General features: G+C 70.5%; 12 protein-coding genes and 2 tRNA genes. 3 read left to right on the top strand and 11 right to left on the bottom strand.

The window, feature by feature from the left end:
* Window positions 1-14 precede the first annotated feature (14 nt).
* From ACIRD7_RS17780 to ACIRD7_RS17765, 4 genes are all read right to left on the bottom strand, one after another.
* Window positions 15-88: transfer RNA gene (locus ACIRD7_RS17780), tRNA-Met, on the bottom strand.
* A 159-nt stretch (window positions 89-247) separates the two neighbouring features.
* Window positions 248-2,188 (bottom strand): sel1 repeat family protein, encoded by a 1,941-nt coding sequence (locus tag ACIRD7_RS17775; RefSeq protein ID WP_403453973.1) that lies wholly within the window; start codon window positions 2,186-2,188, stop codon window positions 248-250.
* A gap of 228 nt (window positions 2,189-2,416) precedes the next feature.
* Window positions 2,417-2,490, bottom strand: a tRNA-Met gene (locus tag ACIRD7_RS17770).
* 57 nt (window positions 2,491-2,547) lie between these two features.
* Window positions 2,548-5,520 carry a UPF0182 family protein gene (locus tag ACIRD7_RS17765; protein ID WP_403455073.1) on the bottom strand — a complete coding sequence of 991 codons (2,973 nt, stop codon included), beginning with the start codon at window positions 5,518-5,520 and terminating at the stop codon, window positions 2,548-2,550.
* A gap of 166 nt (window positions 5,521-5,686) precedes the next feature.
* Between ACIRD7_RS17765 and ACIRD7_RS17760 the strand changes: the two genes are divergently transcribed.
* Complete coding sequence (locus tag ACIRD7_RS17760) at window positions 5,687-6,229, top strand: PPA1309 family protein (protein ID WP_403453972.1); 543 nt, start codon at window positions 5,687-5,689, stop codon at window positions 6,227-6,229.
* A 73-nt stretch (window positions 6,230-6,302) separates the two neighbouring features.
* On the opposite strand, the gene ACIRD7_RS17755 is transcribed toward ACIRD7_RS17760, so the two are convergent.
* The 4 genes from ACIRD7_RS17755 to ACIRD7_RS17740 form a co-directional block, all read right to left on the bottom strand.
* Window positions 6,303-7,400 (bottom strand): PDZ domain-containing protein, encoded by a 1,098-nt coding sequence (locus ACIRD7_RS17755; RefSeq protein WP_403453971.1) that lies wholly within the window; start codon window positions 7,398-7,400, stop codon window positions 6,303-6,305.
* An 82-nt stretch (window positions 7,401-7,482) separates the two neighbouring features.
* Complete coding sequence (locus tag ACIRD7_RS17750) at window positions 7,483-7,644, bottom strand: hypothetical protein (protein ID WP_403453970.1); 162 nt, start codon at window positions 7,642-7,644, stop codon at window positions 7,483-7,485.
* Between the two features lie 148 nt (window positions 7,645-7,792).
* On the bottom strand, window positions 7,793-8,254 hold the full coding sequence (locus ACIRD7_RS17745; protein ID WP_403453968.1) for a molybdenum cofactor biosynthesis protein MoaE: 462 nt from the start codon (window positions 8,252-8,254) through the stop codon (window positions 7,793-7,795).
* A gap of 119 nt (window positions 8,255-8,373) precedes the next feature.
* Window positions 8,374-9,495 carry an SDR family oxidoreductase gene (locus ACIRD7_RS17740; RefSeq protein ID WP_403453966.1) on the bottom strand — a complete coding sequence of 374 codons (1,122 nt, stop codon included), beginning with the start codon at window positions 9,493-9,495 and terminating at the stop codon, window positions 8,374-8,376.
* A gap of 192 nt (window positions 9,496-9,687) precedes the next feature.
* Here ACIRD7_RS17740 and ACIRD7_RS17735 point away from each other — a divergent pair, with 192 nt between their 5' ends.
* Window positions 9,688-11,130, top strand: a complete 1,443-nt coding sequence (locus ACIRD7_RS17735) for a zinc-dependent metalloprotease (RefSeq protein ID WP_403453964.1) — start codon at window positions 9,688-9,690, stop codon at window positions 11,128-11,130.
* Window positions 11,127-11,642 (top strand): NUDIX hydrolase, encoded by a 516-nt coding sequence (locus ACIRD7_RS17730; RefSeq protein WP_403453963.1) that lies wholly within the window; start codon window positions 11,127-11,129, stop codon window positions 11,640-11,642. The genes ACIRD7_RS17735 and ACIRD7_RS17730 overlap by 4 nt, the downstream gene beginning before the upstream one ends.
* Before the next feature lie 184 nt (window positions 11,643-11,826).
* Here the strand turns inward: ACIRD7_RS17730 and ACIRD7_RS17725 are convergent, their stop codons facing one another.
* The 3 genes from ACIRD7_RS17725 to ACIRD7_RS17715 are packed head-to-tail and all read right to left on the bottom strand — an operon-like array spanning window position 11,827 to window position 15,020.
* On the bottom strand, window positions 11,827-12,582 hold the full coding sequence (locus ACIRD7_RS17725) for an AIM24 family protein (protein WP_403453962.1): 756 nt from the start codon (window positions 12,580-12,582) through the stop codon (window positions 11,827-11,829).
* 19 nt (window positions 12,583-12,601) lie between these two features.
* Window positions 12,602-13,282, bottom strand: a complete 681-nt coding sequence (locus ACIRD7_RS17720) for an AIM24 family protein (RefSeq protein ID WP_403453961.1) — start codon at window positions 13,280-13,282, stop codon at window positions 12,602-12,604.
* 13 nt (window positions 13,283-13,295) lie between these two features.
* Window positions 13,296-15,020 carry a TerD family protein gene (locus ACIRD7_RS17715; protein WP_403453960.1) on the bottom strand — a complete coding sequence of 575 codons (1,725 nt, stop codon included), beginning with the start codon at window positions 15,018-15,020 and terminating at the stop codon, window positions 13,296-13,298.
* Window positions 15,021-15,062: the final 42 nt, after the last annotated feature.

Here is a 15,062-nt window from a genome sequence, read left to right as displayed (position 1 = left end):
CCTCAGGTCTTCAGTAGCGGGGACAGGATTTGAACCTGCGACCTCTGGGTTATGAGCCCAGCGAGCTACCGAGCTGCTCCACCCCGCGTCGGTGAACGCAACATTACGTCAACGACGCGGACAGAGGCAAATCGCTTGTCGCCGATGCGTCGCGCCGCCCCGGATCGCCGCGTCGGCCCGGCGGGCCGGACCGGGCTGGACCGGGCCGAACACACAGCGTCACGCCGACATCGTCACGCAGACAGCGTCACGCCGACAGCTCTTCCCGCAGCGCGTCCCGCAGCCGGGCCGCACGCTCCGCGACCTCGCGCGGCCCGAGCGACACCGCCCGGTCGGCCCACCGCTGCCCCTCCGCGAGCTCGCCACGACGCGCGTAGACCAGGGCGAGGCGCAGCGCCGACCGCCCGTGCCCGGCGTCGGCCGCCCGCGTCCACCACACCGCCGCCTCGGGCTCGCTGCCCTCGCGGGCGAGCAGCAGCCCCAGGTTGAAGGCGCCGTTGCGCGAGCCGGCCTCGGCGGCCGCCCGGTACCACCGAGCCGCCTCCACCACGTCACCCCGCGCCGCGGCCATCATCCCGACCCGCACCTGTGCCCGCCGGTGCCCCTGCGAGGCCGCCCGCTCGTACCACTCCTCGCACTCGGTCTTCTCGTGCGCCGGCTCCCCGAGCTCGTGCTCAGGCTCCGGCGGCCGCCGGGCGTCCAGCACGGTCGCCAGCCGGTACGCGGCCTCCGCGCTGCCGCCGCCGGCCGCGCACCGAAGATGCCGCTCCGCCGCGAGCTCGTCGCCGTCCCGCAGCCGGGCGATGCCGACCTGCAGCGCCGCCTCCGTGTGTCCGGCCGCCGCGGCACGCTCGTACCACCGCAGCCCGGCCCGCTCCTCGCCGCGCCCGGCGTACAGGATCCCCAGGTTGAACGCGGCGTCCACGCTGCCGGCCTCCGCGGCCTTGGAGAACCACGGCTCGGCACCCGTCGTGTCCCCGCCCTGCAGCAGCAGGATCGCCAGCGCGTTCGCCGCCTCGCGGTGCCCGGCGTACGCGGCCCGCCGGTACCACTGCTCGGCCTGCGCGGTGCGTGCCTGCTCCGCGCAGAGCAGGCCGAGGTTGTACGCGCCGTTCACGTCGCCGGCGTCCATCGCGGCCCGGTACCAGCGCTCGGCGGTCTGCGTCTCGCCGCGCTCGGCGTGCAGCGCGCCCAGCGCGTTCGCGGCGTTGCCGTCGCCGTCCTGCGCGGCCCGCAGCCACCACACGGCGGCGCTCTCGGTGTCACCGGCGTCCCGCAGCAGGAACCCGAGCGCGCAGGCGGCCCGCGCCTCGCCGTCCTTGGCGGACGTCAGGTACCAGCGCCCGGCCTCCTTGAGCTCGCCGCGCTTCTCCAGGATCGCCCCGAGGTGCAGCGCGGCCCTGCGGTGGCCGCGTGCGGCGGCCTGCCGGTACCACTGCTCGGCCTCGTCCAGCAGTGTCTCGTCCGCCGCGACACCGTTGTCGGCACCGTCCTCGTCCGCGTGGGTCGCCTGCCGGTCGAGCGCGCGCGCCAGCCGGTACGCCGCCTCGCGGTGCCCGCGCTCCGCCGCGGCCCGCATCCAGCGCTCGGCCCGGCCGTCGCTGCGATGCTCCAGCAGATCGGCGAGCGCGTACGCGCCCAGCGTGTGCCCCTGCTCGGCGGACTGGCGCAGCCAGTACTCGGCGGCGGGCTCGTCGCCGCGCTCGCGGTGGTGGCGTCCCAGCGCGTGCGCGGCGGCGGCCGACCCGGCGACGGCGGCGATCCGCCACCACCCGGCGGCCTCGTCGGCGTATCCGCGCTGGTGCAGCAGGACTCCCAGGTTGTTCGCGGCGGCCCGGTCCCCGGCGGCGGTGGCGGCACGCAGATGCGGCTCGGCTCCGTCGAGATCGCCGCGGCGCAGCAGCATGGCCCCGAGGACGCTCATCGCCTCGACGTCACCGCTCTCGGCGGCGAGCCGCCGGCGCGCCTCCTCGGCGGCCTCCCCCGTCTCGTCCTGGTCGGCCGGCCGGCCGAACGCGTAGTCACCCTCGGGCTGCGGGAGGTCACCCACCGCCGGGGAAGCGCTGTCCGTCGGCTGCGACGTTCCGTTCTCGGGCTGCGTCAAATCGCCCGTCGGCTGCACAAAGTCGGCAGGCTGCACAAACCGCCCTGTCTCCAACAGAGTTGCCTTGTCCCCCATAACGTCCATCGTCGCACCACCTGCAACCTGGGTACACCTGGTATACCGCAGCCAGTGAGGTCACTTCAGCGTTTTGTCGACATGCCCACAGAGAGACAAGTCAAACACAGTTCGCCCAACTCCCCACGGCGGCACGACCGTCCTTCTGCCCGGCACATGCGTTCGCACATCACAAAGGCCCGGATCCTCTGGAGGATCCGGGCCTTCGCTGTCGTACGAAATGTTCGCCGACTTCAGTAGCGGGGACAGGATTTGAACCTGCGACCTCTGGGTTATGAGCCCAGCGAGCTACCGAGCTGCTCCACCCCGCGCCGTTGTGCAGCAACCGTATCACGGCGCGGGGTGGGCTATTCGATCAACCTCGGTCCCTAGGTGCCGCTGGGACTGGCACTGGGACTGCCGCTGGGACTGCCACTGGGGCTCGGACTGCCGCTCGGCTTCGCACCGCCGCCGCCGCTGCCCGCGCCGCCGCCGGTCTTGTCGCCCTGCGTCTGCGCGTCCTCGGCCCGTCGCAGCGCGTCCTCGAGGTCCTTCTGCGCCTTGCCGTACGCCTCCCAGTCACCCTTCTTCAGGGCTTCCTGGCCGGCCTCGAAGGCCTTCTGGGCGTCGTCGAGCGCCTCTTGGACGTTCGGGTTGGCCGACGTCGGCGGAGGCGTCGTACCGCCGTCGTCCTCGTCCGGTGGCTCCGGTGTCGCGCCTTCCGCTCCGAAGACCTTGTTGAGGGCCTCGCCGAGCGTGTCCTCGAAGGCGGTGGTGCCGCCGTAGGACACCAACACCTTCCGCAGCAGTGGGTACTTCAGTCCGCCACCGCGTACGTAGACCGGCTCCACGTAGAGCAGCCCGCCGTCCAGCGGCACCGCCAGCAGGTTGCCGTACTCGACCTCGGAGTCGCCGCCTCTGAGCAGCCTGATGGTCTCGGCGATGTCCTGTTCGGAGTTGAACTGGCTCTGGACCTGACTGGGGCCGTTGACCGTGGTGTTGGTCGGCAGTTTCAGAATTCTGATCTTGCCGTAGTCACTGGTGCCCGCTTCGGCGTCGACGGCCATGAACGCGCTCAGGTTGTCCCGGCCGTTCGGTGTGAACGTCGTCGTCAGCGAGAACGCCTGCGCCGCCTGGTCGGGCATCTTCATGCTCAGGTAGTACGGCGGTGTCGCGCTGCCCGACTTGTTCGTCGGGTCGTCCGGCACCTGCCAGACCTCGCTGCCGCTGAGGAACGTCGTGGCGTCCTTCACGTGGTAGCGGGTGAGCAGCTCGCGCTGGACCTTGAACAGGTCCTGCGGGTAGCGCAGATGGTCCATCAGCGACTTGGAGATCTCGCTCTTGGGCTCCACCGTGTTCGGGAAGGCCTTCATCCAGGTCTTCAGAACCGGGTCCTTGGTGTCCCACTGGAAGAGCTTGACCTCGCCGGTGTAGGCGTCGACCGTCGCCTTCACCGAGTTGCGGATGTAGTTGACCTGGTTCTGCTGGGCCACCACCGCGCGGTTGTCGTTGGTGGCGGTCAGCGAGTCGGCCGTGGTGTCGCCGAGGGTCGTACGGGACGAGTACGGGTAGCCGTTCGTCGTCGTGTACGCGTCGACGATCCACTGGATACGCCCGTCCACGACCGCCGGGTAGGCGTCGCCGTCGATGGTCAGCCACGGGGCGACCGCCTCGACGCGCTCCTTGGGCGTGCGGTTGTACAGGATGCGCGAACCGTCGCCGATGGCGCCCGAGTAAAGGATCTGCGGCTCGCCGAACGCCACCGCGTACGCGGCCCGGTTGACCGGGTTGGAGAGACTGACCCCGCTGTCGGCCTTGTAGCTGTAGGTCTTCTCACCGCTGTCGTCGGAGTAGTCGATCTCCTTCTGGGGACCGCCGACGATCGAGTACATCGTGGTCTTCTCGCCGTAGTAGACCCGCTGTTCGTACGTCCCGAGGTCACCCTTGGACGGCAGGTCGGACTCGGTGAAGTCGGGGCGGCCCTGGGAGTCGGCGCTGGTGCCCTCGGCGGCGACCACGCCGTAGCCGTGGGTGTAACGGAAGTGGTCGTTGATCCAGTTCCGCTTCGGAATGCCGTTGAGATTGATCTCACGCAGACCGATGACGGTGTCCTGGTCCTTGCCGTCCTTGGCGTACCGGTCGACGTCCAGATTGGTCGGGAACGCGTAGTAGTTCCTGATCTGCTGGAGCTGCTGGAACGTCGGCGAGACGATGTTCGGGTCCAGGATGCGGATGCTCGCCGTGGAGTCGACGTCGTCGCGCAGCTGCGTCTTGTCCTCGGTCTTGCTGGTGCCCGGGTACTCGGTGACCTGCGTGCCGTCGATGCCGTACGCGTCGCGCGTCGCCTTGAGGTTCTTCTCGACGTACGGGGCTTCCTTGGCCTGCTCGTTGGGCTGGACCTGGAACTTCTGCACGATCGCCGGGTAGAGGCCGCCGATGAGGATCGCCGAGAGCACCATCAGGCCGAAGCCGATGACGGGCAGCTGCCAGGTGCGCCGCCACAGCGTGGCGAAGAACAGCAGCGCGCAGATGACGGCGATGCAGAACAGGATCGTCTTGGCCGGCAGATAGGCGTTGGCGTCGACGTACCTCAGGCCGGTCCAGTTGTCGGTCGCCTTGAAGTCGCTGGACTTCACGGCGAGTCCGTACCGGTCGAGCCAGTACGCGACCGCCTTCAGGGCGACGAAGATGCCGATGAGGACCGACAGATGACCGGTGGCGGCGGCCGTGGCGCGCGCGCCCGGGCTGGTGATGCGCAGCCCGCCGTACAGGTAGTGGGTGAGCGCGGCTGCGATCACGGAGAGGATCGCGGCGGCGAAGCCGAAGCCGAGCAGGAACCGGTACCAGGGCAGGTCGAAGGCGTAGAAGCCGACGTCCAGGTGGAACTGCGGGTCCTTCTCGCCGAACGGAACGCCGTTGACCCACATCAGCCACGTCCGCCACTGGCTGGAGGCGGAGGCGCCGGCGATCAGGCCGACCAGGGCGGTGATCGCGAGCAGCAGCCACTTCTTGTACGGCGCGATGCCCATGCGGTAGCGGTCGAGGCTCTGCTGCTCCATCGACATGGCGCTCAGCGGCGGGCGCAGCCGGTGCGCCAGCCAGATGTTGAAGCCGACCGCGAGGGCCATCAACAGGCCGAAGACGAAGAAGAGTCCGATCTTCGTCCAGAGCGTGGTGGTGAACACCGAGGAGTAGTTCACCGACCGGTACCAGAGCCAGTCCGTCCAGAACCCCGCGAACATGGTGAAGGCCATGCCGAGGACGGCGAGCACGCCCAGTGTCATGAGCAGGGTCCGGACACGCCGGGACGGGCGGCCCACTCTGATCCGTGGCCCGGTCGGGCCTCCGCCGCGGTCCGGCATCTGGAAAGCCAAGGTTCGCACCCCGAAGTTCGCTGTTGGTCTTCGTCAGGCCCGCGTCTTCGTGGACCCCTCGTGGCCCCCCGTGATCGTGGGCCCACACCTATGCAACTTACTCACCGTTTACTCGGTTCCCGATTCCGGCCAGGAACGAGAGAGGATTGTGACCATGTCCAACACTCCCATGGCTGCGAACCCGCTGACCCGGGCCGTTCTCGAGATCGACGAGTACGCCTCCGGCCTCGGCTGGGACCAGCCCGCCCGCCTCTTCGCCCTCGTCGACACCGCACGGCTGCGAGCCCAGGAACCCGGCCTCGCCGCCCAGCTCGGCCTGGGGGACGAGGAGGAGTCCTCCGGCCTGACCCCGATCGAGCAGGACGAAATTGCAACGGGCAAAGCGCTCGACGAGTTCCTCGGCACCATCGCCTGGCCCGACGCGGTGGCCGGCTGCGCGCTCACGGTCGAGCGCCTGATGCTGCCGCCGTCCGCGGAGGCGCAGGTTCCGCAGGGCCTGAGCGACGCCAAGCTCGCGAAGTGGGTGGCGGACCACCCGGACCGTCAGGAGGTCCGCATGACGGTCGCGGTCCTGCGCGACGGCACCCGTGAGTCGGCCCTGCGCCTGCGTGAGAAGGACACCCCGACGGAGGTCCTCACGGGCCCGGACCTGGTCCCCGGCCTGGCGGACGCTCTGAAGGCGACCTTCGAGGACTGAGGTTTTCCGGTACGGCGACGGGGGCGCCCCTCGGTCCGAGAGGCGCCCCCGTCGTCGTACGGATGCCGGTCGCTCAGCTCTTCGTCGTGCACTTCGGCAGGTCGGCGGTGTCTCCGGAGCGGATGTCCTTCAGGGCGCCGAGGGCGTCGTCGATGGTGTCGACCTTGACGAGCGTGAGGCCGCCCGGGACGTCCCTGGAGGCGGTCGCGCAGTTGTCCTTGGGCGTCAGGAAGTACTGGGCGCCCTTCTCGCGCGCGGCGATGGTCTTCATCTCGATGCCGCCGATGGGGCCGACCTTGCCCTCGTCGTCGATGGTGCCGGTGCCGGCGACGAACTTGCCGCCGGTGAGGCTGCCCGGGGTGAGCTTGTCGTAGAGCCCGAGCGAGAACATCAGGCCGGCGCTGGGCCCGCCGACGTCGGCGAGCTTGATGTCGATGCTGAACGGGAAGGTGTGGTCGGTCCCGGCGGAGATCCCGACGATGGCCCGCTTGCCGCCGCTGTCGTCGGACTCGGCGGTCCTGATCGTGACCTTCTCGGTCCTCGTCGGCGTCCGGCGCTCCTTCTCCGCGGCGGCCTGCTCCTTGGCGGGCACGATCGTGAAGACGACGTCCTGGCCGGGCTTGTGCTTGGTGACCAGCTCGGCGACGTCCGTGGGCTCCTTGATCGCGGTGCCGTCGACGGCCTTGATCACGTCACCGGCGTGCAGCTTGCCCTCGGCGGGAGTGCCCTTGACGACGGTCGAGACGATCACCCAGCTCTGCACCGGGATGTCCAGCGCCTTCAGGGCGGCGACCTTGGCGCTCTCCTGGGACTGGCTGAACTCCTCGGCGTTCTCCTGGGTGGACTGCTCCTCGGTCTTGCCGTCCGGGTAGAGGGTGTCGTGCGGCACGACCTTGTTGTCATGGGCGAGCCAGCCGTAGACGGCCTCGACCAGGTTCATCTTGTAGTCGGCGCTGGTGACCCGGACGGTGGTCATGTTGAGGTGACCGCTCGTCGGGTAGGTCTTCCGCCCGGAGATCTGCAGCACCGGCTCGCCGTCGTGCTCGCCGAGCGTGTTCACCGTCGGCCCCGGGGACATCTCCGCGTACGGCACGGGAATGAAGACTCCCGCGCACAGGAGCGCGATCAGCATCAGGGTGGAGGCGAGCATCGTCGCGGTGCGGCGTGGCATGCCACGACAGTACGTGACACTCCTGTCAGAGCCCCGTCAGGGCCGCCAACAGGCGCTCGTGATCATGTGTGGGAGGACTTCATCATGTGCGGGAGGACTTCTCCATGGCCGCCCGGAAGCGGGCGTAACCGTCGAGCTCCGGGCCGTCGCCCCGCGCCTTGCGGGTCCGATTGGCCCAACTGCCCCACAGGCCGGCACAAATCGCAACTACAAGCGGAATCAGCAACCAGGCGAGCGCCGCCATGCCGTCCTCCCATCCCCAATGAGCGACCGCAACTGACTGATCAGCAGATTAACCACTGGCACTGACAACGCTCACGCCAGGGGTGCGGTTACGCAAGTGGAGTGGGGTGGACGGGGTGGCTCAGGAGCCGTACGGGCCGGTCTGCGCCTCAGCAGGCGCCGACCCACTCCTCCGTACCGTCCGTGAACTTCTGGTGCTTCCAGATGGGCACCTCGTGCTTGAGATCGTCGATCAGCTTACGGCACGCCTCGAAGGCCTCGCCGCGATGGGGGCAGGAGACGGCGACGACGACGGCGAGGTCCCCGACCGCGAGGTCCCCGATCCGGTGCACGGCCGCGAGCGCCCGCACCGGGTACTGGGCGACGACCTTCTCGGCGATCCGCCGCATCTCGGCCTCGGCACTCGGATGGCACGAGTACCCGAGCTCGTCGACGTCGGCACCCCCGTCGTGGTTGCGCACGGTCCCCACGAAGAGCGCGGTCCCACCTGCGGCGTCGTCCCCGACGGCCTGGAAGACCTCGTCCAGGGAGAGGGCCGTCTCACGGATGGCGATGAGCTTGACGGGGTCCTGCGCGACCTGCTCACCGGGGTGATCGTTGGTAGGTGCCATGGGCCCATCGTGCCCCACGCGCGCGAGGCGGGGAAATAGCCCGATCGCCCGGCACACGCGCGTGCGGGTTTGGAGCCTCCTACAGCTCCGCGGCGGCGAAAGCGCGATGTCTCGCGGACTCAGATCCGCCGCCGGGCCTTGCGCGCCCGCCGCACCACCGCGGCCGCGCCCAGCAGGGCCACCGTCGCACCCGCGGCCCCGGCCGCCGTCGCGTCCTTACGGCCGAGCCGCCGCCCGGCGACCGTGTGCCGGCCGGAGACCTCGTCCAGCAGCTCCGCGAGCACTTCCTCGTTGGTCCACTGCGGCCGCCAGCCCGCGTCATGGAGCCGGCTGCCGCTGACCACCCACGGATACATCGTGTAGGCCAGGTCCCCGGCCGGGGAGGGCGTCAGCCCGATGCGGTGCAGCCGGGCCGCCGCGCCGAGCGCGACCGCCGAGGGCAGCTCCATGCGCCGGATGCCGCTGAGCTCCTCGACCTCCTCCTGCTCCAGCCATCCGTCGCACCCGACGGCGAGCTCCCCCTCGACCTTCTCCAGGACGGCGTACTCCAGGGCGCCGCAGAGGTCCTCGACGTGGCAGAACTGCCAGGCGGGCCGCGACCCGGCGACGACGAGCAGCCGGGGCGACTCGAAGTACCTGGTCAGCGCGGTGTCGGTGCCGCCCACGAGCACCGCGGGCCGGACGACGGTGACATTGAGTCCGGGGTGGGCGCGGGGTGCCCGGCGGGCGAGGCGCTCGATCTCCAGCAGGTCGCCGACCCCGGTGGCCTCCGCCGTCGCACGCAGTTCGGCGTCCTCGGACAGCGGCAGCTCGTTGTCGTCGAGCGCCCCGTAGACCATCGCCGAGGTGCACAGCACGACCCGGTGGATGCCGGCCGCCGCGGCGGCCGTCAGCACGGTCTGCGTCCCCCGAACGTTGTATGCCGTCCGCGCGGCCGGATCCGTCTCCAGATCCAGGTCGAGTGCCAGGTGAACGACCACGTCGGCGCCCCGCAGCTTCTCCGCGATGGCCGGATCCCGCACATCCAGGATGTGCCACTGAGCCTCCGCGCAGTCACCGCGCCGCTCGTCGATGGCGATGACCTGCTTGACCTCGTCGGACGCGACCAGCCGCGCGGTGAGCAGCGCGCCGATACCGGACGCGGCACCGGTCACCGCGACCACGGGACCTCGCACCCCGCGTGCGGCGGGAGGGGTTGACTGGTTTCGCGCTGCGCGAACCTGCGGATCAGGGGAACTCACCGGGCGTCTCCAGCGGTTGTCTTCAGTACGAACGTGAGTGACGCGTACGTACCAGGTGGCATCCATCCTGCCGCAGGCCGGGAGTCGGCGAAGCACCGAGGCCCGATCGGCTCGCGGTGTCTACGCTGGGTGGTGTTATCGGGCAGTCGTGCCGTCGGCGTGAGCCGGTGGCCTTACCAGCCGAGGAATCCCGTGAGTGACACCCCATTCGGATTCGGCCTTCCGCCGGAGGAGCCGGACGACGGCGACGAGGGCAAGAAGAAGGACCAGCAGAGCGGTGGTGGTCAGGGACCGGCCAACCCGTTCGGTTTCGGGCTGCCCGGTGCCGGAGGCATGGGAGGCGGTGACAATCCGTTCGCAGCCATGTTCGGTTCACTGAACCCCACCGACCTGGGCGCCGCGTTCCAGCAGCTCGGGCAGATGCTCTCTTACGAGGGCGGCCCGGTGAACTGGGACATGGCCAAGCAGATCGCCCGCCAGACCGTCTCCCAGGGCACCGCGGACGGCACGAAGGACGCGAGCGTCGGCCCCGCCGAGCGCACCGCCGTACAGGAGGCCGTCCGCCTCGCCGACCTGTGGCTGGACGACGCGACGTCCCTGCCGTCCGGCGCGGGCACCGCCGTGGCGTGGAGCCGCGCGGAGTGGGTCGAGGCGACCCTGCCCGCGTGGCAGGAGCTCGTCGACCCGGTCGCCGAGCGCGTGGGCACCGCCATGGGCGATGTCCTGCCGGAGGAGATGCAGGCCATGGCCGGCCCGCTGATCGGCATGATGCGCTCGATGGGCGGCGCCATGTTCGGCACGCAGATCGGGCAGGCCGTCGGCGTGCTCGCGGGCGAGGTCGTCGGCTCGACCGACATCGGCCTGCCGCTCGGCCCGGCCGGCAAGGCCGCGCTGCTGCCGGTGAACATCGAGTCGTTCGGCAAGGACCTGGGCGTGCCGAAGGAGGAGGTGCGGCTGTATCTCGCCCTGCGCGAGGCCGCCCACCAGCGCCTCTTCGCGCATGTCCCGTGGCTGCGCTCGCACCTGTTCGGCGCGGTCGACGGCTACGCGCGCGGGATCAAGGTCGACACCGCCAAGCTGGAGGACGTGGTCGGCCAGTTCGACCCGCAGAACCCCGAGCAGCTGCAGGACGCTCTCCAGCAGGGCATGTTCCAGCCGGAGGACACGCCCGAGCAGAAGGCGGCCCTGGCCCGTCTGGAGACGGCTCTGGCGCTCGTCGAGGGCTGGGTCGACGCGGTGGTCCATGCGGCCGCGAAGCCGCGTCTGTCGTCCGCTGACGCCCTGCGCGAGACGCTGCGCCGCCGCCGTGCCTCGGGCGGCCCCGCGGAGCAGACGTTCGCCACGCTGATCGGCCTCGAGCTGCGCCCGCGCCGCCTGCGCGACGCCTCCCGCCTGTGGGCCTCGCTCACGGACGCGCGCGGTGTCGACGGCCGGGACGCCCTGTGGGCCCACCCGGACATGCTGCCGACGGCCACCGACCTGGACGACCCGGACGGCTTCGTGCACCGCGAGCAGATCGACTTCTCCGAGCTCGACAAGATGCTCGGCGAGGCGGCCGGCGGCTCCGGTGGGAAGCCGAACCTGAAGAAGGACACCTCCGAGGACGACGAGTCCAAGGGCGACGGCACCGAGTGAGCCTGTACGACGACGCGGTCCTCGTGCTGAAGGGGTACGAGGGCCAGGAAGAGCTGCGCCGGACGTATCTGGAGCACCTGGAGACCCACGCGGACGGCATGTGGAAGGCCTGCGGCGACGGGCACATCACGGCGAGCGCGCTGGTGATCGACCCCTCGCGCGAGCGCGTGCTGCTCACGCTCCACAAGAAGCTGCGCATGTGGCTGCAGATGGGCGGCCACTGCGAGCCGGCCGACGAGACCCTCGCGGCCGCCGCTCTGCGGGAAGGGACCGAGGAGTCGGGCATCGCGGGCCTGACCCTGCTGTCCGGCGGCCCGGTGCGCCTGGACCGCCATCACACGCCGTGCGCCTGGCACCTCGACGTCCAGTACGCGGCGCTCGCCCCGGCCGACGCCGTGGTGGCGATCAGCGACGAGTCCCTCGACCTGCGCTGGTTCGCCTACGACGAGGTGGCGGACGTGGCGGACGAGTCGGTCGTACGGCTTCTGGAAGCGACGCGCGCCCGCCTGTGAACGCGTGAGGGGCGACCGCGGCAGGCGGTCGCCCCTGAAACCAGGCCGCGGGTCGCGCCCCGAAAGAGGCGCGGGGCTGTGCCGATGTGCGGCTCCGCCGCGTGTGCGCGACCGGCCACACACGACGCGCGCCCAGAAGACGACGCGCAGCCCCCCGAACCTCTCGGCCCGACCCGCGGAGCGCTCAGCTCCAGACGTTGCCCTGGTTCTGCCCCCGCGCCCCCTGCTGCCCCATGCCGTACTGCGCGGCGAGGCCGGAGCCGATCTGGGCGTTCTGCGGCGGCAGCAGCTCACTCGGCTGGACCAGCGCGAAGCCGGCGCCCATGAAGCTGAGCTCCCAGCCCTCGCCGGTGTTGCCGCGTCGGCGCCACACCCCGGAGGAGTGGGTCTGGGCCTGCATCTGCACCCGCAGCGCGGTCGACCAGGCGACGATCGCGTCGGCGTCGCAGTTGACGTACTTGTCCGGCGTCACCTGCATCAGCAGCGGCATTCCGGAGGTCATGAGGGCGACCTTGCCGCGGCCGGTGATGTTGAGCTGGTACTTCCCCGAGCCGGAGATGCCGTAGAGGCTGTCCACCGCGATGACCTCGTGGTGCAGCGAGGAGTCCATCGCCAGCACATAGCTGCTGTCGACGGTCAGCCCGTCCTGGTCGACGTCCATGACATGGACGTGCTGCTTGAGGTTGGCGAGGTAGACCGTGCCCTGCCCGTGGCAGCGCATGAGGTCCAGGCCCTCACCGGTGCGCGCACGCGCGCGTCCCTGCTGGTTGCTCTGGTACTCGGCGTCGAACTCGACGAGTCCCTGGTAGGCGACCATCGTGCCCTTGCGGGCGAGGATGTCGTCGTGGCCCTCCAGGTTGACGCGGAGCATCTGCTTGTTCTGCAGGCTCCAGCGGTCCTGGGTCTGCTGGTCGTTGTAGGCGAAAATCGGGCTCTGCATGACGTTCTCCTGCTCCCCCTCAGCCCCGGACCCGGAGGCGGTCGGTACTGTCCTCGCTCGGCTGGACGACGACGATGCCCTGGCCGGAGAAGGCCATCTGGTAGGCCTCGCCACTGCCGCGTCCGATGAGCGACTGCGCCTTGAAGCTGCGCTTGCCCTTCACCTTGAGGTTCGGGGACCAGGCGACGAGCGCGTCCGGGTCGACGTACGTCTCGTCCTCGCCACCGCCGCAGTCGACGACGATCGGCTTGCCCCGGGAGGTCAGCGCGACCCAGCCCTGCCCGGAGATCTTGGTGTTCCACAGTCCCTGCCCGGCGAACTTCGCCAGGCCCTTGACCCGCTCGACGCCCCAGGTGAGGTGCGCGTCGAAGGCGAGCAGGTTGGTGGCGTTGACGGAGATGCCGTCGCCGTTGAGGTTGATCACGACGACGTTGGCGCCGTAGTCGGCGAGGTAGAGCAGGCCGTCCCCGGAGCACTTCATCAGGGGCGCGCCCTCGCCGGTCATCCAGTCCTTGGCGATCTGGCGCACGGCCGGCGGGTTGGGCTCGTACTGGACGAAGCCCTCGTAGGCGACCATCGAGCCCACGCGCGCGAGGAGGTCGTGCCCGGTCTGCATGGCGACCTTCAGCATGTGGTTGCCGTGGTTCTCCATGCGGGCGGTGACCGGTGCGGGGGCGTAGCCCGCGAGCGGCTGGTTCATGACGGGCTCTCCCTCAGATCTCGTACGGCTGGACGACGATGAAGTTGCCGGGAGCGGCCCGGAACTGCAGGTTCACGCTCTCGCCGGTGTCGCCGGGGTAGGCGTTGCGGCGCATGCGCACCTGGCTGGAGACGACGACCTGGGCGGCGGACGACCAGGCGACCACGGCGTTGCAGTCGGCGAACGTCGTGGGCGTGACCGGCAGCACCACGGGGGTGCCGTGCGTCTTGACGACGATCGTGCCGGTGCCCGTGAACTGCATCGTGAACAGCGCACCGCCCGGGATGCCGTGCCCCTCGATGCGGCGGACCTCGTACTGGAGGCTCTCGTCGAAGGCGAGGACGTTCTCCGCGGAGACGCAGATGCCGTCGCCCTGGAGCTCGATGGGGTGCAGCATCGTGGAGTTCTCGGCGAGGAAGACCTGGCCCTGGCCGGTGCAGCGCATCAGCTGCATCTCCTGGCCGGTCGCGTTGCCCACGATCCGGCCGGCGAAGCCCGCGCCCTTGTAGCTGAAGTCGACCTTGCCCTGGTAGAGCACCATGCTGCCCTGGCGGGCGAGCACGGGCTGACCGCCGATGCCGAGGTCGACGCGGACCAGCTTCTTGTTCTGCTGCGTCCAGCGCTGACCGGTGGGCGTCTCCTTGAACTGCTGGAGCGACGACGCCACACCGGGGCCCTGGGGCGCGCCCTGCGGGGCGCCCTGGGGAGCTCCGTAGGGGGCCTGCTGGCCCTGGACCTGGCCGTACGGGGGCTGCTGGCCGTAGCCCGGGGGCGGAGTCGGCTGGCCGTAACCGGGCGGCGGGGTGGGGGCCTGCGGTGCCTGGGGTGCCTGGGGTGCCTGGGGGTAGCCGTAGCCGGGAGGCGGCGGCGCCGAGGGCTGGCCGTACGGCTGCTGTCCGGGCTGGCCGTAGGGCGCGGGCGCCGGGGCGGGCGGCGGCGGGGCGCCTCCGGGCGGCGTCATGGGCGCGATGATGGTCGGCTGCGCGTGCACCGGGGGCGCCGGGCTCGGCGGCGGCGGTGTGGCTCCCGGCGGGGGCGCGAAGCCCTGTGCGGCCGGGGCCGGCGCGGGCGCCGGAGGTGCCGGCTGCGGGGCTGGAGCGGGCGCTCCGGCCGGGGCGCCGAACGCGGGCGGCGCTGCGGCCTGGGCGGGCGGCGCGAAGCTGGGAGTCGCACCGGCCTGGGGCTGCTGCGGGGCTGCGGGCGTCTCCTCCTCGGCGACCTCGCCGCCGAAGTTCTTCAGCAGCGCCTCCAGGCCACCGTCGAAGCCCTGCCCGACGGCGGCGAACCGCCAGACGTCCTTCAGGTAGAAGTCACCCAGCATCACGGCGCGTTCGGTGGAGAACTCCGAGCCGTTGAAGGCGTACCGGGCCACCTCCTCGCCACCGGCGACGATGCGGATGTAACCGGGACCGACCTGCGACATCTGCCCGGCGCCGTCGATCGTCGCCGTGAAGGACAGCTTCTGGATCTGCGGGGGGATCCTGTCGAGTGTGACCCGGAAGGACTCCGTGTCACCGGCCTGGGTGCCGAGGAGCTGAATGGCTTCCTCGGGGGACTTGGGCTGGTTGAAGAAGATGAAGTAACGGTCGTCCGAGAGCCGTTCGTCGGCGTCGAGACCGAAGCAGCTGATGTCGAAACTCAGCCCTGGGGCGCCGATCTGTACCCCTACGTACAGATCCGTGCCCGCCGTGAGGTCACTGATCTTGGCCTTGTGGCCGCGTTGGAATTCCCTGGCCATGCGTAACGACCGTCCCCCATCCCGAATGTGATTGCGTCGCGC

Source organism: Streptomyces sp. NPDC093568 (genome assembly GCF_044764945.1).
In the GTDB taxonomy this organism is placed as follows: domain Bacteria; phylum Actinomycetota; class Actinomycetes; order Streptomycetales; family Streptomycetaceae; genus Streptomyces.
The sequence above is the reverse complement of the archived record's forward strand: the minus strand, read 5'-3'. Positions and strand labels throughout refer to the sequence as shown.